At 61.5% G+C, this 19,408-nt stretch carries 16 protein-coding genes; 10 read left to right on the forward strand and 6 right to left on the reverse strand.

The window, feature by feature from the left end; translation table 11 throughout:
• The first annotated feature begins 13 nt into the window (after positions 1 to 13).
• Entirely contained in the window at positions 14 to 1,018 is a 1,005-nt protein-coding gene (locus AC0V6T_RS11530) for a DUF6607 family protein (protein WP_486127020.1), read from the forward strand.
• Between the two features lie 117 nt (positions 1,019 to 1,135).
• Positions 1,136 to 3,295 carry a TonB-dependent receptor gene (locus AC0V6T_RS11535; protein WP_486127022.1) on the forward strand — a complete coding sequence of 720 codons (2,160 nt, stop codon included), beginning with the start codon at positions 1,136 to 1,138 and terminating at the stop codon, positions 3,293 to 3,295.
• Between the two features lie 6 nt (positions 3,296 to 3,301).
• Here AC0V6T_RS11535 and AC0V6T_RS11540 read toward each other — a convergent pair whose 3' ends face one another.
• Positions 3,302 to 3,865, reverse strand: coding sequence for a (2Fe-2S)-binding protein (locus AC0V6T_RS11540; RefSeq protein ID WP_486127024.1), 564 nt, complete (start codon positions 3,863 to 3,865; stop codon positions 3,302 to 3,304).
• A 25-nt stretch (positions 3,866 to 3,890) separates the two neighbouring features.
• Positions 3,891 to 4,667 (reverse strand): class II aldolase/adducin family protein, encoded by a 777-nt coding sequence (locus AC0V6T_RS11545; protein ID WP_040465169.1) that lies wholly within the window; start codon positions 4,665 to 4,667, stop codon positions 3,891 to 3,893.
• Between the two features lie 115 nt (positions 4,668 to 4,782).
• Here AC0V6T_RS11545 and AC0V6T_RS11550 point away from each other — a divergent pair, with 115 nt between their 5' ends.
• The 8 genes from AC0V6T_RS11550 to AC0V6T_RS11585 all read left to right on the forward strand — a co-directional run bounded on the left by AC0V6T_RS11550 (position 4,783) and on the right by AC0V6T_RS11585 (position 15,105).
• A complete protein-coding gene (locus tag AC0V6T_RS11550; protein WP_486127026.1) occupies positions 4,783 to 6,168 on the forward strand; it encodes an MATE family efflux transporter in 1,386 nt (461 codons plus the stop codon).
• 94 nt (positions 6,169 to 6,262) lie between these two features.
• The gene (locus AC0V6T_RS11555) at positions 6,263 to 8,680 is read left to right on the forward strand and encodes a chemotaxis protein CheA (RefSeq protein WP_486127028.1); all 2,418 of its coding nucleotides are present in this window, start codon (positions 6,263 to 6,265) and stop codon (positions 8,678 to 8,680) included.
• Entirely contained in the window at positions 8,680 to 9,120 is a 441-nt protein-coding gene (locus AC0V6T_RS11560) for a chemotaxis protein CheW (RefSeq protein WP_007166299.1), read from the forward strand. Before AC0V6T_RS11555 ends, AC0V6T_RS11560 begins: the two co-directional genes overlap by 1 nt.
• A gap of 55 nt (positions 9,121 to 9,175) precedes the next feature.
• Complete coding sequence (locus AC0V6T_RS11565) at positions 9,176 to 9,541, forward strand: response regulator (RefSeq protein ID WP_007166298.1); 366 nt, start codon at positions 9,176 to 9,178, stop codon at positions 9,539 to 9,541.
• 38 nt (positions 9,542 to 9,579) lie between these two features.
• Positions 9,580 to 10,722, forward strand: coding sequence for a chemotaxis-specific protein-glutamate methyltransferase CheB (cheB, locus tag AC0V6T_RS11570; protein ID WP_486127031.1), 1,143 nt, complete (start codon positions 9,580 to 9,582; stop codon positions 10,720 to 10,722).
• A gap of 6 nt (positions 10,723 to 10,728) precedes the next feature.
• On the forward strand, positions 10,729 to 11,592 hold the full coding sequence (locus AC0V6T_RS11575; RefSeq protein WP_486127032.1) for a CheR family methyltransferase: 864 nt from the start codon (positions 10,729 to 10,731) through the stop codon (positions 11,590 to 11,592).
• Positions 11,593 to 11,719: 127 nt separating this feature from the next.
• On the forward strand, positions 11,720 to 13,294 hold the full coding sequence (locus AC0V6T_RS11580) for a putative bifunctional diguanylate cyclase/phosphodiesterase (protein ID WP_486127034.1): 1,575 nt from the start codon (positions 11,720 to 11,722) through the stop codon (positions 13,292 to 13,294).
• Positions 13,294 to 15,105, forward strand: a complete 1,812-nt coding sequence (locus AC0V6T_RS11585) for a methyl-accepting chemotaxis protein (protein ID WP_486127036.1) — start codon at positions 13,294 to 13,296, stop codon at positions 15,103 to 15,105. The genes AC0V6T_RS11580 and AC0V6T_RS11585 overlap by 1 nt, the downstream gene beginning before the upstream one ends.
• Positions 15,106 to 15,109: 4 nt before the next feature.
• Here the strand turns inward: AC0V6T_RS11585 and AC0V6T_RS11590 are convergent, their stop codons facing one another.
• The 4 genes from AC0V6T_RS11590 to AC0V6T_RS11605 all read right to left on the reverse strand — a co-directional run bounded on the left by AC0V6T_RS11590 (position 15,110) and on the right by AC0V6T_RS11605 (position 19,408).
• Positions 15,110 to 16,420, reverse strand: coding sequence for a radical SAM protein (locus tag AC0V6T_RS11590; protein ID WP_486127038.1), 1,311 nt, complete (start codon positions 16,418 to 16,420; stop codon positions 15,110 to 15,112).
• 254 nt (positions 16,421 to 16,674) lie between these two features.
• Positions 16,675 to 16,830, reverse strand: a complete 156-nt coding sequence (ccoS, locus tag AC0V6T_RS11595) for a cbb3-type cytochrome oxidase assembly protein CcoS (protein ID WP_486127040.1) — start codon at positions 16,828 to 16,830, stop codon at positions 16,675 to 16,677.
• A complete protein-coding gene (locus AC0V6T_RS11600; RefSeq protein WP_486127042.1) occupies positions 16,827 to 18,950 on the reverse strand; it encodes a heavy metal translocating P-type ATPase in 2,124 nt (707 codons plus the stop codon). The genes ccoS and AC0V6T_RS11600 overlap by 4 nt, the downstream gene beginning before the upstream one ends.
• Positions 18,947 to 19,408, reverse strand: coding sequence for a FixH family protein (locus AC0V6T_RS11605; RefSeq protein ID WP_486127044.1), 462 nt, complete (start codon positions 19,406 to 19,408; stop codon positions 18,947 to 18,949). Before AC0V6T_RS11605 ends, AC0V6T_RS11600 begins: the two co-directional genes overlap by 4 nt.

Below are 19,408 nucleotides of genomic sequence, written 5' to 3' on the forward strand. Positions count from 1 at the left end.
AGGGAGACTACCCATGATGAAATATGCCAAGACCACACTGCTCGCAGGCCTTGCCAGCGTGGCATTTGCCGCCGCACCCGCCCCTGCCCTTGCCGACGATCCGATCGAGCGCGGCGCGGCTGCGGAACAGGCTGCATTCCAGGCCGACCGCGAGACGATCCTTTCGATGGCAGGCGACTACAAGGTCACTTTCGACATGCGCGAATCCACCGCATGGATGGAAGGCTACGAAGCGCTCGAACCCAAGCTTTCGGGCGGCTACGAAAGCGTGCGCGTGATCGAGGATACCGGCAACAAGATCGTGCTCCAGCACCTGCTCGTCGTGGGCTCGGAAGAGAACCCTTACGTCGTCAAGCACTGGCGCCAGGACTGGGAGTACGAGCCCGATACGATTCTTACCTATGAAGGCGGCGATCGCTGGGAGATGACGCCGGTGCCCGAAGCGATGAGCGCTGGCCGCTGGTCGCAGACCGTCTGGCAGGTCGATGACAGCCCGCGCTATGCCGGTTGGGGCCAGTGGGAAACCACCAATGGCGTGAAGCGCTGGCGCTCGAATTGGACCACTCGCCCGCTCGCCCGCCGCGATGCCGTGCGCGATCCCATCTACGACCGTTATGTCGGCATCAACCGCCACCAGATCACGCCGACTGGCTGGATCCACTGGCAGGACAACACCAAGATGATGCCGGCCGAAGACGGCAGCGGTGAACTGGTCCCGGTCGTGCAGGAATATGTTCTCAATACCTATGAGCGGTTCGATGACTACAATGTCGCAGCTGCCGAAGCCTATTGGGAGCAGACCGCGGATTACTGGGAAGCGGTGCGCGCCGAATGGGACGAGGTTGCCGAGGCCAATGGCGGCATTCGCATCGCACAACAGGCACAGTACGGCACCGAGATCGCGGCAAAGCTGCTCGAACTCGCGGATGCCATCAGGACAGGCGAGGCCGAATCGGATGAGGCAACCGCTGAGGCCGTGGCCCTGATCGAGGCAGGCACCGCCCGCTCGGGTGGCTGAATTGCCACACAAATCGGGCTTCTAGAGGGACAGATCGCGCTTTGAGAACAATTCTCAATTTTCGGGTTGAATATGAGAATAGTTTTCAATAGCGCGATTTTGTCAATCGGAAGGGACATGATGAACCGTACACTTTCGCGCGCCGCGCTCCTCCTCTCCTGCGCCGCGCTCGCTTTCCCGGCAGCTGCCGAAGAAACAGCACCGCAAAGCACCGACCTGCTGTCTGAGGCAGGACCAATTCTGGAGACGCAGGGCGACGATATTCTCGTCACCGGAGACGTGCTGCAATCGAGCGTGGTCGCGTCGGTCAAGACCCCCACTCCGATCATCGACGTCCCCCAAAGTCTCACGATCACGACCGAAAAAGAGATCGTCGATCGCGGCTTCACCAGCATCGGCCAGATCGTCGATTACACGCCGGGCGTAAACACCTCACAAGGCGAAGGCCACCGCGATGCCATCGTGTTCCGGGGCGTGCGTTCAACCGCCGACTTCTTCATCGACGGCATCCGCGACGACGTTCAGTACTATCGTGGGCTCTACAATCTCCAGCAGGTCGAGATCCTGCGCGGCCCCAACGCGCTGCTATTCGGTCGCGGCGGTACGGGCGGCGTGCTCAACCGCGTGACCAAGAAGGGCGAGCTTAACGCCAACTTCGCGGGCGGTCAGGTGGCGCTCGACACGTTTGGCGAATTCAGCGTGCAGGGCGACATCAACCTGTCCTCGTCCGAAACCTTCGCCTTCCGGCTCAACGCGTCCTACGAGAACCTGAACAACCACCGCGATTTCTATGACGGTGAGCGCATCGGCATCAACCCGACCGCACGCATCGCGCTGGGCGAAGACACCACGCTCGACCTCGCTTACGAATATGCCAACCACGACCGTTTCGTCGATCGCGGGATCGTGACCGGCACCGATGGCCGTCCGGTCGAAGCGTTTGAGGAAATCGTCTTCGGCGATCCCGAACTGAACTTCCTCGACCTCGAAGCGCACCTGCTGCGCGCCAACCTCCAGCACAATTTCTCCGACAACTGGAAGGGTGTCGTCAGCGCGTTCTACGGCGATTACGACAAACTCTATTCGAACTTCTACGCATCGGGCTACGATCAGGCGAACACGCCGGGTCAGGTAACGACCGATGGCTATGTCGACACGACGACGCGCGAGAACCTGATCCTATCGGGCAACCTCGTCGGCGAGTTTGAAACCGGCAGTGTCGGGCACACGCTCCTGATCGGCGCGGAATACATCAACACCCAATCGGTGAATGACCGCTTCAACCCCGTCTGGGATCAGACCAATGACGACAACGAAATTTTTGCGGTCCAGCGCCCGCTGGCGCTGCGCGGCGGCGTTGGCGTCAACGCTTCGGGTCAGGTCACGACGGTTGCCTTCAGCGATCTCAACGACTTCACCGACGGCGATCTCGATGTCTTCTCGATCTTCATTCAGGATGAGATCAAGCTGACCGAATGGCTCAACGTGGTGGTCGGTGGCCGCTTCGACAGTTTCGACCTCACCGTCATCGATCTTGCCGATGGCGGCGCGGTGCAAAGCCGCAAGGACGAGGAATTCTCCCCGCGCGGCGGCCTCATCATCAAGCCGCAGGACAACGTCTCGATCTATGCGAGCTATTCGGAAAGCTTCCTGCCGCGCTCGGGCGAACAGTTCGCGAGCCTTGGCGGGAACGCCGCAGCGCTGGACCCTGACGAGTTCGTGAACCTCGAAGCCGGGGTGAAGTGGGATATCCTCGACCGCCTCAGCCTGACCGCAGCGGTGTTCGAGATCGAACAAAGCACGCCCGAAGTCGACGACACCGACCCGGCGCTTCTGGTCGTGGTGGACTCGACCATTTCGGGTTTCGAGTTCCAGCTTCAGGGTGAAGTCATGCCTGGCTGGCAGGTTTCGGCTGGCTACAGCTATCTCGACGGCGAGCAGGTCGACCAGACCGGCCCCACTGGCCTTCGCCCGCGGGAGCTCCCTGAAAACATGTTCTCGATCTGGAACCAGATCACCGTCACCGACCGCTTCGGTATCGGCGTTGGCCTGACGCACCAGGACGAGAGCTTCATCAACAACTCGAATAGCGCGATCCTGCCAAGCTACACCCGCATCGACGCGGCGGCTTACTACGAAGTCAGCGAAAACTGGCGCGTACAGGTCAATGTCGAAAACCTGACCGACACGCTCTATTTCCCGAACTCGCACTCAACCCATCAGGCGAGTGTCGGCGCGCCGCTCAACGCGCGCTTCGCGATCAACGGGCGCTTCTAAGCGAGATCAATCCTCGGGTGCTTCGGCATCCGAGGGCGTTCGCAGCGCGGGCACCATGGCAGCGGCGTCTTCGGGCGCAATACCGGGTGCGGGCGCTGCGCCGATGCTTTCGCCGCGCTGGGCAACGCGCCCCGCTCTCTGGATCGCGCTCACCAGCCGCGGATAGACGCCGCAGCGGCACATGTTCTGGATCGCATCCTCGATCTCCGCGCGAGAGGGAACGGGATTGCGTTGGAGCAGCGCGGCCGCCACGATCACGATACCCGGCGTGCAATAGCCGCACTGGATCGCCTGTTCGGCCACCATTGCCTGCTGCACAGGATGCGAGCGGTCGCGCGACACGCCTTCGATCGTGGTGATGAAGCGCCCTTCGGCCTCGGCCAGAGTGATCCGGCACGAACGAAGCGCCGCCCCGTCGACCAGCACCATGCACGCGCCGCAGTCGCAATTGCCGCCGCCGCCGGCTTTCGTGCCGGTCAGGTTCAACGCCTCACGCAGCGCGTAAAGCAGCGGCATTTCGGCATCGAGGTCGAACTCGACCGGCCGGTCGTTGACGGTCATGCGCGGCATGCGCTGGCCCTATCTCTTGGAAAAATCAGTTGCGCCAGCTGTCGTCGATCTTGTCGATCCGGCGCTTCCACGCTTCGAAATCGAACACACCTGCGCCGCCCTGGCTCGCCATGACGGACAGGTCGCGCTGGTGCACGTCGATCACTTCCTGAGGGACGACACGCGGCTCCCCCTGCGAAAGCGTCGCAACCTGAATCTCGCAGGCGCGTTGGAGCGCCCACATCTTCACGAACATGCCCTGGATCGTGCCGTCCATGACTACCGGGCCGTGATTGCGCAGCATCAGGATCGAGTGATTGCCAAGATTGCGCACCAGCCGCTCCCCCTCTTCGGCGCGGACGGTCACGCCCTCGAAGTCGTGATAGCCGATCTGATCCTGAAAATTGCAGGCGTAGAAGCTGATCGGGAGCAGGCCGTCCTTGTGGCTGCACACCGACATGGTTGCGGTGGTGTGAACATGGCAGATCGCGTCAGCTCGGCTGCCAAGATGCTTGTGGAAGTAGCCGTGCTGAGTGAAGCCGGCCTTGTTCACCATATATGGCGATCCGCCGACATTATTCCCCTCTACGTCGATCTTCACGAGGTTCGATGCTGTGACTTCGTCATAGAGCAGGCCGAACGGGTTGATGAGGAACGTGTCCTTTTCGCCCGGAACCTTGAGAGAGATGTGATTGTAAATCGATTCCCCCCAGCCAAGGTGATCGAAGATGCGGTAGCACGCTGCAAGGTCGAGCCGCGCCTGCCATTCTTCCTTGCTGACCTTCCCTTCAAGGCTGTTGTCGGGCTTGAGCTGGGTTGCCATGATTTGATGCCTCTCCATGTCTGAGCTTTGCCAACTCTTATCGCATTTCAATTCGCTCAGGCAAAAGGATTTCACTTTGCGCCGGGCCCCTCGCGCGGCTAGGCGCTGATCAGCGATGAGCGACACGGACAATTCAGCGGAGAAATCCGCGAGCGCGAAGCTCACGCAAGGCAGCATCACCGGCCACCTTGTCGGACAGACCTTGCCCGCGATCATCGGGGTCGCGGCGATCATGTCGATCGGCCTCGTGGATGCATACTTCATCGGACAGCTGGGTTCGGACGCGCTTGCGGCGATCTCGTTCATTTTCCCTATTTCGGTCGCGCTGACCTCGCTCGGCGTAGGCGTCATGGTCGGGATCAATTCGGTCGTTGCACGCGCGCTGGGTGAAGGCGACAGCGAGCGCGCGGCGCGTCGGGCCAATTTCGGGCTCGTCTTCGCGGTAGGGGCAGGTGTTGTCATCGGGCTAGCCCTGTTCGCGCTGAACGATCCGCTGTTCCGGCTGATGAATGCGCCGGACAATCTGATGCCGCTCATTCGCACCTACATGCAGCCCTTCGCCCTCGGCTTCCCGCTGATCCTCGCGATTATGGGCTTTAACGGCATTCTTCGCGGACAAGGCGAAGCGCGTCGGACCAGCATCGTGAGCATCACCTATGCCGCCGCGAACTGGGTGCTCGATCCGATCCTGATAACCGGCTCTCCCGATTTCCTGTTCGGCGGCTTTGAAGGCTTCGGCATTGTCGGCGCGGCCTATGCGACAATCATCGGCTGGGGGTGCGGCGCGGCGATGGCGCTGGTTTTGGTGAAGCAGACCGACATACCGCTCAACCCCTCGCTGCTTGCGAAATCCAATCTCGCCGATTCCGCGTCGAGCATTGCCAAGGTCGCAGGACCCGCAGCATTTTCGAACGCGATTAACCCGATCGGCCTGTCGATCCTGACCGCCTTGATCGCCACAGCTGGGCAGGATGCGGTCGCAGGGTTCGGCGCCGCTGGCCGGTTGCAGAGTTTTGCCACCGTACCCCTGCTCGCGCTTTCGGGAGCGATCGGTTCGATCGTTGGCCAGAACTGGGGTGCAAGAGAGTTCGGACGAGCGCGGAGCGCGGCTCTCTACGCGGGGATTTTCTGCGTTGTCTGGGGCCTTGGCACTGCGGTTCTGCTGACGTCGGCAGGCGAGACATTTGCACGGGCCTTCACCGACGAGCAGCCCGTGATCGAAGAGTTCGCGCTCTACTTGAAGATCGCGGCCTGGGGTTATGCGGGCTTTGGCATCCTGATCGTTGCCAATGGCATCCTCAACGCGATCGACAAGGCCTCCTTTGCGCTCGGCCAGTCCGTTGCCCGCGTCTTTCTGGTGATGTTGCCTGTTGCCTGGTTGCTGCAAGAATTGTGGGGGAGTTCTGCGATCTACACCGCCGAACTTGCGGCCAATATCTTTGGCGCCCTGACCGGCGCAGTCCTTGTCTGGCTGGTGCTTGTGCGCCGCGCTCCCAAGTAAGGCGAACTCGCCGCGCCAACCGGAGCTTCGGGTAGGCAATCATTAACCATCTGTGTCCATACAGACTTTCAAGTCTAAGAGGGGCACGCGCGTCATGGATGACCTGCTGGCGGATTTCGTCGCAGAGACACGGGAAATGCTGGAAGCCAGCGCAGGCGAGATCGTTGCCTGGGAAGCCGATCCGGCTGACCGCGCGCGACTCGATACCATCTTCCGTTTCGTACACACGGTTAAAGGCAATTGCGGCTTTTTCGACTTCCCACGGCTGGCTGACCTGAGCCATGCAGCTGAAGACGCACTCGCCGATTGCCGCGCCGGACGCCGCACGCCTGATGCGGAATTGGTCACCGCCGTGCTCGCAATCATCGACCGGATTGCGCAGATGGTCGACGTTATTGAAGCGGGCGAAGAGTTTCCCGAAGGCGGCGATGAAGAACTGATCGCAGCGCTTGAGCCAGGCGCCGAAGGCGTGACCGGCGATGCGGTTGCCGCGGAGTTGGAGCCGGAAGTAGGCCCCGCTTCAACAGAGGACGGCAATTCGCCTGCTCCCAAGAAAACCGAAGCACCCGCTGCGCAACGTTCGATTCGTTTGCCGGTTGACCTGCTCGACCGGGTGATGAGCGGCGTTTCAGACATGGTGCTGGCGCGCAACGACCTCGCTCACCGCCTTCGTCAGGCGGGCACACAGCCGACGATCGACGGTCCGTTCGAGCGGCTCACCACCATCCTTTCCGATGTCCGCGACGCGATCACCCGTATGCGCATGCAGCGGATCGAAACCCTGTTTAGCGCCCTGCCCCGGCTTGCCCGTGACTTGTCGAATGAACTCGGCAAGCAAGTCCTGATCGACCTTGAAGGCGGGGACGTTGAGCTTGATCGCGAGATGATCGAAATGATCCGCGATCCGCTCACGCACATCATCCGCAATGCGATCGATCACGGGATAGAGAAACCGTCCGACCGCCTTGCCATCGGCAAGCGCGAAACCGGGCTTCTTTCGATCGCCGCGCGTCAGGCGGGGAACACGATCTCTATCGTGGTCAGCGATGATGGACGCGGGCTCGAAGAGGAAAAGATCGCAGACAAGGCGGTCAAAACCGGGCTCATATCCGCCGCTCACCGGTCAGAAATGAGCCGCGATGCGATCCTGCAACTGGTCTTCGAACCCGGTTTTTCAACTGCCGAGGAAGTCAGCAACGTTTCGGGGCGCGGCGTCGGCCTAGACGTGGTGCGCGACAACCTTGAGCGCGTCGGTGGCTCGATCAAAGTGAGCTCGACGCCGGGGGTCGGCACGCTCTTCACTCTCCAGATTCCGCTGACGCTCAGCATCATCGCCGGGCTTACCGTCGAAATCGGAGAGCAACGTTTCGCGATCCCGCAAAGTTACGTCGAAGAGATCATCCACGCCTCTTCCAAGGCGCTCGACTTCACCCGCGCTGGAGAAAACGCGCTCGTCACTTTCCGCGACACGCGCGTTCCGTGCCTTATGCTAACCGACGTACTCGGTGCCGAAGAGGGTGATATACCTGCTGAGCAGCGCACGATGGTGATGCTTCGCCTTGCGAGCGGCGACCTGTTCGCGCTCGCGGTCGACCGCATCCATTCGCATGGCGACCTCGTCGTCAAACCGCTTGCACCTGCCGTGATGAAAGCCGGTTTCTATGCGGGCTCTACCTTGCTCGACGACGGCCAGCCGGTTTTGCTGCTGGATGTGACCAATATCGCATCGCAGCACGAGCTTGCCTCCGATGCCCGCAGCCGCGTTTTCCGGGGTGCGGAGGAAGAGAAAGCTAAATCCGAAAAGCCCGCAGCGCGCGCAATGCTGTTCACCGATTTCGATGGCCGCCGCTGCGCTGTGCGCCTCGAGCTGGTCCAGCGCATCGAGACGGCGCCTGTGTCCGCCATCGATCTCACCGGCGATCGTCCGCGCGCTGTCATTGACGGGGTCATTCTACCGCTGGTCGGTCTGCCTGACGGGCCGCTTCCGGCAGAAAAGGTACGCTTGCTGCGCCTGACCGATGGCTCAGGGCAACTGGTCCACGCCGTGCGCGAGATCGACGATGCGGTCGAGCTGACCGATACGCTCAAGCCGGTCGACACTGACCCGATGATCGAGGCGGTCACTCTGGTCGAAGGCAAGACTGTCACCCTCATCGACGGCCACGCCCTGTTTGCCCTGCACGGAGAGGTTCCGGAAGCAGCGATCAAACCTGTTTGCCGCATCCCTCAGACCGAATGGGCCAGCACCATTCTTGCACCGCTTGTCGCCGCAGCGGGCTACGAAATCGCTGATGGCCAGGAAACCGACGAAGACGTCGCTATCCTGTTCGACGATGAATACCAGGCTGCCCTCGCGCTCGACGTTGAATTCGCTGCGCCGGTTATCCGGCTTCGGGACATACCCGAAGGCGCGAACATGGAAGAGACGGTCTATCGCTACGATCGCGAAGGGCTGGTCGCAGCACTGCGTTCCGCATCCGGTGCGGCGCGCGCAAGCGGGAGCAATCGCTGATGAACGAGCTGTTGGTCATGTGCCAGATCGCTGGTCGACGCTGTGCCTTCAGGGCCAATGACGTCCAATCCGTAATCGAGATCGGGGCCATTACGCCCGTGCCGCGAACGCCCGATCACATTGCCGGTCTTACAGCCCTGCGCAGTCAGGCGCTGACTGTGATCGATTGTCGCCGCGCCATCGGGTTCGACCCGCAAGCCTATTCTCTCGATCACCGCGCGATCGTGGTCGCGTCCTCGGGCTATTCCTACGCGCTTCGCATCGATTCCATCGAGGACATCACCTCTGCCATTGGAGAGCCCGGCACCGTGCCAGGAGGGTTCGGCGCTGAATGGTCCAATGCGGCAAGCGGTCTTGTTGAGACGCGCACCGGACCCGCGCTGATGATGGACCTCTCTGCGCTGATCGCTGGGCAGGTTTCAATCGAAAATGCCGCTTAATCCAAAACTTACCTTCTGAGCCTATCAAACTGGCGTTCAGAACCGAGGAACCTTCATGAAAAGCTGCCTAGTCGTCGATGATTCCCGCGTAATTCGCAAAGTTTCGAGGCATATCCTCGAAACGCTGGGCTTCGCGGTTGAAGAAGCCGAGAATGGTCGGGAAGGCCTTGAGGCGTGCGAGGCGTCAATGCCTGACGTCGTGCTGCTCGACTGGAACATGCCGGTGATGACCGGGATCGAGTTTATCACTCAGCTGCGCAAGCGCCCCGGCGGCGACAAGCCCAAGGTGGTCTTCTGCACGACCGAGAACGACGTTGCCCACATCCGCGAGGCGATCAGTGCTGGCGCCGACGAATACGTGATGAAACCGTTCGATCACGAGACCCTGCAAATCAAACTGCAGTTGGTCGGCTTCGCGTGAACGCAATGTCTTCTTCCCATTCCCGGATTTTGCGAAAGGTGGCGAATGAGCCATCGGCCCGCGAGAGCGCGTCCTCATGCGAAAGTGCGAGCGATCCGATCAGGGTGATGATCGTCGACGATTCGCTGACAGTTCGCACGGTTCTGAAACGCATCGTCGAAAGCGACGGCGCGATGGAAGTCATCGCCACCGCATCTTCAGGCGAGCGGGCCATCGCCCAGCTTGGCACGACCGATGTCGATGTCCTGCTGCTCGATCTCGAAATGCCCGGTATGGGCGGTCTTGAAGCGCTGCCAACGATCCTTTCTACCGCGCCCGACCTACAGGTGCTGGTGGTTTCCTCCCTGACCGACGACGGAGCGGAAGCCACGGTCCAAGCGCTTTCGACCGGCGCTGCCGACACGATGCTCAAGCCTCGGCCGGGCGGTTTCAACGAGGATTATCGCAGCCAGCTCCTTGGCAAAATCCGCGCTCTTGGCACGAAGAGCGAAACTCCTGCTGCAAACGCCAATGCGCAAACCGCCAATCAACACGCCAAACCGGCAGCAACGCCGCGCGTGCCTCAACGTCCCGAGCTGATCGCGATTGGCGCATCGACGGGTGGTATTCACGCGCTCAATCTGATGCTGCGCGAACTTACGCCGGACTTCGACCTGCCGATCCTCATTACCCAGCACCTGCCGAGCTCCTTCATCCCCGTGTTCGCACGTCAGGTTGAAGTTGCGAGCGGCCGTCCAACGCACATTGCGGACGACGGAACCGAAATCCGCAAGGGCGAAATCGCGATTGCTACCGGTCAGGGCCACATGACCGTACGCCGCATGGGCGAGCGTCTCGTGGCGCGCACGTCGAACGAACCTGCGCGCAGCGGCTGCCTGCCCTCGGTCGACCCCATGCTGCGCAGCGCTGCCGACGCCTGCAATGGCCGCGTTCATGCGATCATCCTGTCGGGCATGGGCCGCGATGGCTTCGACGGGGTTCAGCACCTACGCGAACTGGGCGGGACTGTCTGGACACAGGATGCGGAAACCAGCGCCGTCTGGGGCATGCCGGGAGCCGTCACGAAAGCGGGCCTGAGCGATTATGTCGCAGCGCCTCCCGCTTTGGGCCAAGCGCTCATGACGCAGGTGAGTGGAACCGGCGGCAGGGCAGCGGCGTCACGCGAGAACGCGGCGACCTGACCCGACATGGAAGTTAGCCAGGCCTCTTACCAGATCATCGCCGACCTTTTGGCCGCCCGGACAGGGCAGCATCTTTCCGAGAGTCGTCGATGGCGCGTTGGAACAGCGCTCTCAGGCGTTTTCCGCGAGCACGGGATCAGCAATCTCGACCAACTCGTCTGCCTGCTCGATGAGCCGCGCCGTCGTTCGCATGATCGCGACCTTGCGACCGAGGTGGTCGAAGCGCTTCTCAACAACGAGACATACTTCTTTCGGGACAAGCCGACTTTCGATCAGATACCCGACGATATTCTCCCCGAACTCGCTCAGCGCAGGCGGCATACCAAGCGGCTTTCGATCTGGTGCGCTGGGTGTTCGACAGGGCAGGAAGTGCACAGCCTTGCCATGCTCTTCGAAGACCAGAAGGCCCTGTGGGATGGCTGGACGATCGACATTCTCGGAACCGACGTATCGCACCGCGCAATTCGCACTGCGCGCACGGGGCTTTACAGCCAGTTCGAGGTACAGCGCGGCCTCGGGGTGACGCAGATGCTGCGCCACTTTGAAGAGACGCCCGGCGGCTGGCAAATCCTTGATCATGTGCGACAAATCACTCGGTTTCAGCAGCACAATGTCCTGGCCGAACCGCCCGTCAGAGCGCGCTTCGATCTCGTTCTTTGTCGCAATGTGCTTCTATATTTCGATGCAGACACCCGCGCCATCGCATTCGACAGGCTTGCCTCGGCCATGACGCGCGACGGCTTCCTCATGCTCGGCGCTGGCGAGACGGTGGTCGGCCAGACAAGAGCCTTCTCTCCATCAGGCAAGCGCACAAGCATCTACGAATTGCCCGAGCAGGTGGCTCGCAGCGCAGCTCTGAGCGTGGGGTAGGATTAAGCCAAATTTACGCGATTTTCCCCAGTCGGACGATCCGGATTTTACGCTTCGTTAGCCATTCATATTTAGACACCCGGACATCGCTAAGCCCACGTTTTCGAAGCGAATTGAAGGAATTTGCGTGCCCAAGCCGAGCAAACCTCTGCGTCTCACTCCCCTCGGGATTGTGCTGGCTCCGCTCGCCACGCTTAGCCTTGTTTTCGGCGGCATTGTCCTTGTCATCAGCTTCAGCAAGACAATCGACATCGTGGAGCCCGAACTGCTCTTTATCGCAGGCGCACTCGTTTACGCCGCCACGATCTTTCTGTTGAGCCGCCACGGCATCAACAATGTTCACGAACTCGAAGAGCTCAGCGAAACGGACACCCTGAGCAAGCTACCCAATCGGCGCGCGCTGCATGGCGATCTCGAGAGCTTCTCAAAAGGTGACGAAGAGGTCGCGATCGCGCTCATCGATCTCGATCGCTTCAAGCAGGTCAACGACCACTTTGGTCATGCGATCGGCGATCGGTTGATTCAGGAATGCGCCGCAATGCTTCAGAACATTTGCGGCGATGAGGCGCGCTGCTACCGGCTGGGCGGCGACGAATTCGCCGTTGCCATGGCTGGCCGTGTTTCAGGCACAATCCTCGAAGGCATGTGCCGCTCGTTGCTTGAACAGCTGCAAGCCCCTGTCCCGGTCGGCAAATACGACATCTCTGTCGGGGCAAGCATCGGACTGTCACGTTCAACTGCCGATCGGCGCCTGCCCTCCTCTGAAATGCTGCGCCGCTCGGACGTCGCTATGTCGGTGTCGAAGCGCGATGGAAAAATGCGCTGCACCTGGTTCAACGAAAGCTTCGATCAACGCCGCGAAGCGGTACGCGAACTCGAAGACGAACTGCGTGCTGGCCTGACTAAAGGCGAATACGAGGTCCATTATCAACCACTCGTCGCTGCCGATTCCGGGTCTGCTGGCCCCCGCATAGTTGCGGTTGAAGCGCTGCTTCGCTGGAACCGTGAGGATGGTCGCAAGGTTGGCCCTCACGTTTTCATTCCGGTCGCGGAAGATTCGGGCATCATCAATCCGATTGGACTGTGGGTCCTGCGCAAATCCATGACGGATGCGCGCCGCTGGAAGGACATCACGCTTTCGGTCAACATCTCCGCAGCGCAGCTCAGGAACCCCGAATTTCCGATCAAGCTGGGCGAAATTCTCGAAGACACCGGCTTTCCGCCCGAGCAGCTTGAGCTTGAAGTCACCGAGACTTGTCTGGTGCTTGATCCGGTGGTTGCTGAGCGCAGCCTCGATGTCATCCGCAAGTTCGGCGTGCGTATTTCGCTCGATGACTTCGGCACCGGCTATGCCTCGATCGGTTTCCTGCGCCAGTTCCGCTTTGAAAAGCTCAAACTCGATCGCAGCCTTGTCGTTAAGGCGGGTGAGGATGAAGGCAGCCGCGCCATGATGCTCTCCAGCATCGCGGTTGCGCGCGCGCTCAAGATGGGTGTGACCGCAGAGGGCGTCGAAACGACCGAACAGGCTGACATGGTCCGGCTTGCCGGTGCAGATCAAATCCAGGGCTGGCTCTACTACAAGGCCATGCCCGCATCCGACATCGATACGCTGATCGATACGCAAGTGAGCGCCACGATCAGTGCTGATGAATTCAGCGAGCCTGCAAGCGCAGCTCGAACAGGGACGAATGGGGACGCATAATGAGCGCTTTGCAGGAAATCGCAGTAGACCTGGAAGCAGAACGGATCACCGCCAACCACACAACCGCCTCCAAACCCCGCACTGTGTTCGGCTCTTTCGGAGAGCGGTTCGAGGCGTTGTCCATAGGCCGCAAAATCTCGACATTCTACGGGTTCAATCTCGTACTCGCCCTGTTTGCGGGATTGGTGCTGATTGGTTTCTTCGTCGAGCTGGGCAACCGCGCCGAACAGATCAACGTCTCGCACGACCTCGCTATCGATGCCGAGCGCCTCGTGACAGACATTTCCGAAGCGCAGCGACACGCGGAAATGCTGGTTACCACCGGCGATGCCTCGCGGGCCAATGAGTCGCTGGCGCGGATCACGATAGCCGATGCAAAACTTGACGATCTTCGCGATGCTACCGCAGGCCAAGACATGGAAGCGACCGATCGCATCGGGCTTATCGCTGCGTCCATCGAAGATTTCCGCCGCCAGATCGGCCGCTTCAATCCCGATGCCGCGACGGCAAGCCGTGAAGCGCAGGCGAGTGAAGTGACCGCCACCGGAAGCGCCGCTCTGGAGGCCGCTCGCGATCTTGCTGCGCGCATGGGAACCGAAGCCGACCGCATGTCGGATTCGGGAGCAAGCCTGCTTTCGACCCTGCTTCTCATCTGGGTTGCGCTCGCAGTCCTTTTGACCCTCACAACTCTCATTGCTCAGCGCTACTTCGACCGCTCGGTTGGTGGCTCGATCAAGCAGCTTGCCAATCAGATGACCCGCCTCGCCAAGGGCGAGAAGGAAATCGACATTCACGGCGAGGACCGCACAGACGAAGTTGGGGACATGGCCCGCGCCATGAGCATCTTCCACAAGGCCGGCATCCGGCTAGAGCGCCTGAGCCGCGAACGCTCCCAGAAGGCAAAGGCCGAGCTTGAAGAGCAGACCCGCCTTCAGATCCAGCAGGAAGAGGCTCGCCTCGAACGCGAACGCACGCTTCAAAGCTTTGCCGACCAGTTCGAACGCACCGTTGGTGACGTCGTGGGCGGCGTTGCGAGCGCATCGAGCCAGCTGCAGACCACATCAACCGCGATGGCTGCAAGTGCGGAGCAATCGTCCAATCGGACCGCCGAAGTGGCAACTGCGATGGAAGAGGCGAACACCGGCGCGACCGCAGCCGCTGCCGCTTCGGACGAGTTTGCCATGTCAATTGGCGAGATCAGCCGTCAGGCCGCTTCGTCTGCCGAACTCGCCCGGAAAGCGACCTTGTCTGCCAATGAAGCGGACTCGACCATTTCAGAGCTCGCCAACAGCGCAGAGCAGGTCGGCCAGATCGTCGAGCTAATCCAGACCATCGCCCAGCGCACCAACCTTCTCGCGCTCAACGCCTCGATCGAAGCCGCTCGTGGAGGTGAAGCGGGTCGCGGTTTCGCTGTGGTCGCAAGCGAGGTAAAAGAACTCGCCATGCAGACCAGCCGCGCCACCGAACAAGTGGCAGAGCAGATACGCACCATGCAGGACACGACCGGTGCCAGCGTTAATGCGCTGCGCTCAATCGCTAATGAAGTCGCTCAGCTCGAAACGACCGCCGTCTCGATCGCAAGTGCGGTCGATCAGCAATCGGTTGCGGGCCAGGACCTTGCACGCAGCATCGATCTCGCCGCGCGCGGGACCGAGCAGGTTTCCGGGCACATCAAGGAAGTGCGCGAACTGTCTATTTCGACCGGCGCTGCCGCCAGCCAGGTGCTCACCAGCGCAACCGCGCTCGAACGGCAGGCTCAGACCCTGAGCGTTCAGGTCGATGGCTTCCTCGCCAAGGTCCGCGCAGGCTGATCGGTCAGATAGCCGAACTGAATTGCGGCTTTGTCTCAGCGCGGAACTGATCGAACTTCGAGGCGATCACGCGCGCATAGGGCAGGCCCTGCGGCGTAATTGACAGATCGAGACCGCTCAGCGTCATCAGTCCGCGTTCGAGGAAAGGCTTGAACTCCTCCTCATGCCTGAGCAGGAGGCACGGCGAAAGCGTCGCCCTGCCCTTGCACAAGAGCTCTTCGATCACGCGCGCTCGCAGCTGATCCTCGGCGCTGCGCCTGATGCCGACCGAGGCGGTGAGCAGCCCTGGTGAGGCCATCATCCGATAGCGGCCATTGTTCTTCTCGTTCTGGGCGATGAGGCCGGGAAATCCACTGATCGCGCTGGATCCTAACCCGATCAACACATCCGACTGGTCATCGGTGAAACCTTGGAAATTGCGCCTCAGCGTGCCAGTGCGTGCAGCTTCGGCCATAGGATCGCCGGGCAAGGCAAAGTGGTCGAAGCCCACCTCTTTGTAGCCGTGATCGGTCAGATATTCGAAAGCCTGACGAGCCATCGCGAAGCGCGCGTCGCGGCCCGGCAAGTCGTCGGCGGGGATCATCTTCTGACGCGGCACGATATGCGGAACATGGGCGTAACCGAACACCGCGATCCGGTCCGCGCCCAGCAAGGCGGTGTAGGAAAGGCTATCGGCAAGGTCCTCGCGCGTTTGGCCCGGCAGACCATACATCAAGTCGAAATTGAGCGATGTGACCCCGGCGGCGCGAAGCCAGTCGATGCTGCGGCAGATCATCTGGTCGTCCTGCACGCGCCCGATGGCCTGCTGACAATGCGCGGCGAAAGTCTGCACGCCCATGCTCGCCCGGGTTACGCCCGCCTCGGCGATGGCCTCTCCCCAGACGCTGTCCATTGAGCGTGGGTCGAGTTCGATGGACCACTCGGTTTTGTCGAGCCAGAAGTTGCGGTGCAGCGCGTCTACCAGGTCGATGAACTCGGAAGGCTCGATCGCGTTGGGACTGCCTCCACCGAATGCAACGCGCCTGACGCGTGCGTTCCTCGGCAGCAAGGTAGCTACGGTTTCAATCTCGGCATGGAGCGCTGCAAGATAGCTCGCCACCCGTTGCCGCCTGCCAGCCGCGCCGGTGTTGCAGCCGCAGTAAAAGCAAATCTTCTCGCAAAACGGGATGTGGAGATAGAGCGATATGTCGCCGCTCGCCCCCCCAATCGCTTGCGCCAGCGCGGATGTGGGAAGCTCGCCGAAATCGGCAGCGGTCGGATAGCTCGTGTAACGCGGTACGGGCGTTTCGAGCAGGTCTGGATGATAAGGCCACATGCCAAGGCTTAGAGCCGCACTGGGGCCACGGGTCTTTGCGCCAGATCAAATCGCTCGTTTAGCCCTCTTCGTCTTCTCCCGGCAGGAGCCCGCGTGGCACCCTTCTTGGTGACAATCGCGCTTTGGGCTCTTTTCCTTGTTGCCCAGCGGAATGGTAATCTCCCCGCCGAGGCACAGGGCAATGGTGAGCGAGCGCTCCTCTTGCGGGAGCGGCCCGATCGCAACGGGAGTGAGCGCGATGAGAGCGAGAAGCTTCATGGGTTTGCCTCATCCTCTTCGTCGATCAGAATGCGGTGCGCTGCGCCGTCCATGTCCTCATACTGGCCAGAGCGCATCGCCCAGAAGAACGCGGTAAGGCCCGCGGCTCCCATTAAGAGCGCGATAGGGATGAGAAAGGTGAGCCCGGTCATTTCGCGCTCCCCGCGAGCCGAAGAGAATTTGCGACAACGACCAGGCTGCTCAGCGACATAGCAATGGCGGCGATGAGCGGGGTGACAAAGCCGAACAGCGCGAGCGGCACGGCAAGCGCATTGTAGCCGATCGCAAAGCCAAAATTCTGGCGCACGATCACCATGGTCCGCTTCGCTACCCGCACAGCCAGCGCCACCGGCATCAGCTTTTCGCCGATGAACACAGCATCTGCCGCCTGCTGGCTTGCATCGCTCGCCGTACCCGGAGCGATGGAGGCGTGCGCTGCGGCAAGCGCGGGGCCATCGTTCAGGCCATCACCCACCATCAGCGGATAGCGCCCGCTATCGCGCAGAGCTTCGAGCGTCGCGAGCTTGTCCTGCGGGCTGGCCTCAGCGCTTGCCGGGATGCCGAGGTGTTTTGCGATCTGCTCGACCGGGGCATTGCGGTCGCCTGATAATATGCTGGCTTCGATTTGCTCGCCGCGGAGTATTGCGAGGGTGCGATACGCGTCCGGACGCAGCGGATCCTCGAATGTGAGGGTCGTCTGTTCCGGTCCGATCTTGAGCGTGACAGCCAACCTGTCCGTGTCGATCTCCGGACGCTCAAGAGCGACGCGAACATCCGCCCATTCGCCCGAGACACCCTGCCCGCTTATCTCTTCGACGCCTACGATTGCTGCGGGTTCCACACCCTCATCCAAGAGGCGCTTTGCAAGGCCTTGGCTGAGCGGGTGGCGGCTTGATTGGGCAAGGCCGAGCGCCACCATTCGCTCTGTCGCATTGAGTGCTCCGATATCCGGCCGGGGCTCTCCCAAGGTCAGCGTGCCGGTCTTGTCGAACAGCGCGACGTCCACTTCGGCCAGGCGCTCAAGCGCACTTCCGTCCTTTACCAAAAGCCCGCGCTTCAAGAGCGCGCCGGAGGCCACCACCTGCGCAGTCGGCACCGCGAGCCCCATGGCGCACGGGCAGGTGATGATGAGCACCGCAATCGCGATAACGAGCGACTGGTGCCAGCCCGCACCGGCGATCATCCAGCCTACGAATGCAAGCGCGGCCAGCGTGTGCACTACGGGCGCGTAGGCCCGGCTCGCCCGGTCGGCAATGCGCACATAAGTGCTGCGCGATTGCCCGGCTTCGTCCATCAGTCGCGCGATCTCTGCAATCGCCGTGTCGTCGGCAGTCCGCGTCAGGCGCATGCGAAACGGCGAGCCCAGATTGATCGCGCCCGCATGGACCACAGCGCCCTCACCGACGCTTTCAGGCGCGCTTTCCCCGGTTAGCATCGAGTTGTCGATTGTTGTGCGCCCCTCCTCTATCTCGCCATCGGCGGCGAGCGCTTCTCCGGCAGCGACCAGCACCAGCATACCCGGCTCCAGCGCGTTTGCGGGTACGCGGCGGGTCGCCCCGTCAGGGCCGATGACGCTCGCGCTCTTGCCCATCCGCCCCAGCAATGCGCCGATCCCTGCGCGCGTGCGGGTGCGCATCTCGGCATCGAGAGCACGGCCTGCGAGGAGGAAGAAGAGCAGCATCACCGCGCTCTCAAAGTATGCGTGCTCTCCGCCCGTGATCGTCTCGTAAAGGCTGAGCGCGGTCGCGAGGATAACGCCGATGCTGATCGGCACGTCCATGTTGGTGCGGCGATATTTGAGCGCCATCCAGGCGCTCGAGAAAAAGGGCCTGCCCGAATAGGCGATCACCGGCATCGCGATGAGTGCGGAGAGCCAATGAAACAGCTCGCGCGTGAAGCCTTCTGCGCCCGACCATATGCTGACCGACAGCAGCATGACGTTCATCATGCCAAACCCCGCGACGCCGAGCGCGCGGGTCAGCTGCTTGCGCTCCGCCGCTTCGGTGCCGAGCGGGTTTTCGTCGATGGGCTGCGCTTCGAAGCCAAGCCTCAGGAGCGCATCGGCTAGGGCATCCTCACCGATTGCTGGATCGTGCTCGATAGCGACGCGCTTGGAAGAGAAGTTCACCCGCGCTGCGACGATGCCATCGGTCTTGGGAAGCTCGCGCTCGATCTTCGCGATGCAGCCCGCGCAGCGCATGCCGGGCACGGTGAAGCGCGTGCCCTTCGTGGGCGCTTCGCCCCGGTCGATCGAGAATTGAGGTGCGTTCACCGGGGCAACTCGCTTTCATTCGCCCACCGCTTGCCGTCAGCCTTGATGAATAGGCGCATGGTCCAGCGCCCGTGTGCGACCGCTTCGGTCGAACGGTAACGGCCATCGCCGAGTGGCTCGAATTGGAGGTTTGCATATTCGCGCGTCCCAATCGGGCGGCGCAACTCGGCTTTCAGCATGGCGGTAGCCGGAACTTCGCGGGTTTCGACGATCACGTATGCCGCTTCGTCGCGAACCGAGACAGCTTCCCAACCAAGCGCCTTTGAGACCTCCGCTTCGTCGAGCCAGTCGTTGAAGTGCTGGCTGGCGATGTAGGAATTATCGACGACGGTACCGTGGAAGCCGCCCACCGCACGGCTCGCCATGTAGAAATTGACGGACATGACGACAGCGAACCCTGCAACGAGGATCGCTGCGAAGTGTTTTCCGGTGAAGGGCTTTTGTGGTCTGCTCGCCAT

The sequence above is a fragment of the Erythrobacter sp. S158 genome (assembly GCF_057364915.1).

What these genes read in the sequence shown, in the direction of transcription:
- AC0V6T_RS11605 (WP_486127044.1), bottom strand. Translation starts at nt 19,408, where the DNA reads ATGGCGAGCAGACCACAAAAGCCCTTCACCGGAAAACACTTCGCAGCG.
- AC0V6T_RS11590 (WP_486127038.1), bottom strand. Translation starts at nt 16,420, where the DNA reads ATGTGGCCTTATCATCCAGACCTGCTCGAAACGCCCGTACCGCGTTAC.
- AC0V6T_RS11560 (WP_007166299.1), top strand. Translation starts at nt 8,680, where the DNA reads ATGAACGAGCTGTTGGTCATGTGCCAGATCGCTGGTCGACGCTGTGCC.
- AC0V6T_RS11585 (WP_486127036.1), top strand. Translation starts at nt 13,294, where the DNA reads ATGAGCGCTTTGCAGGAAATCGCAGTAGACCTGGAAGCAGAACGGATC.
- AC0V6T_RS11540 (WP_486127024.1), bottom strand. Translation starts at nt 3,865, where the DNA reads ATGCCGCGCATGACCGTCAACGACCGGCCGGTCGAGTTCGACCTCGAT.
- AC0V6T_RS11550 (WP_486127026.1), top strand. Translation starts at nt 4,783, where the DNA reads ATGAGCGACACGGACAATTCAGCGGAGAAATCCGCGAGCGCGAAGCTC.
- AC0V6T_RS11535 (WP_486127022.1), top strand. Translation starts at nt 1,136, where the DNA reads ATGATGAACCGTACACTTTCGCGCGCCGCGCTCCTCCTCTCCTGCGCC.
- AC0V6T_RS11545 (WP_040465169.1), bottom strand. Translation starts at nt 4,667, where the DNA reads ATGGCAACCCAGCTCAAGCCCGACAACAGCCTTGAAGGGAAGGTCAGC.
- ccoS (WP_486127040.1), bottom strand. Translation starts at nt 16,830, where the DNA reads ATGACCGGGCTCACCTTTCTCATCCCTATCGCGCTCTTAATGGGAGCC.
- AC0V6T_RS11565 (WP_007166298.1), top strand. Translation starts at nt 9,176, where the DNA reads ATGAAAAGCTGCCTAGTCGTCGATGATTCCCGCGTAATTCGCAAAGTT.
- AC0V6T_RS11575 (WP_486127032.1), top strand. Translation starts at nt 10,729, where the DNA reads ATGGAAGTTAGCCAGGCCTCTTACCAGATCATCGCCGACCTTTTGGCC.
- AC0V6T_RS11530 (WP_486127020.1), top strand. Translation starts at nt 14, where the DNA reads ATGATGAAATATGCCAAGACCACACTGCTCGCAGGCCTTGCCAGCGTG.
- AC0V6T_RS11555 (WP_486127028.1), top strand. Translation starts at nt 6,263, where the DNA reads ATGGATGACCTGCTGGCGGATTTCGTCGCAGAGACACGGGAAATGCTG.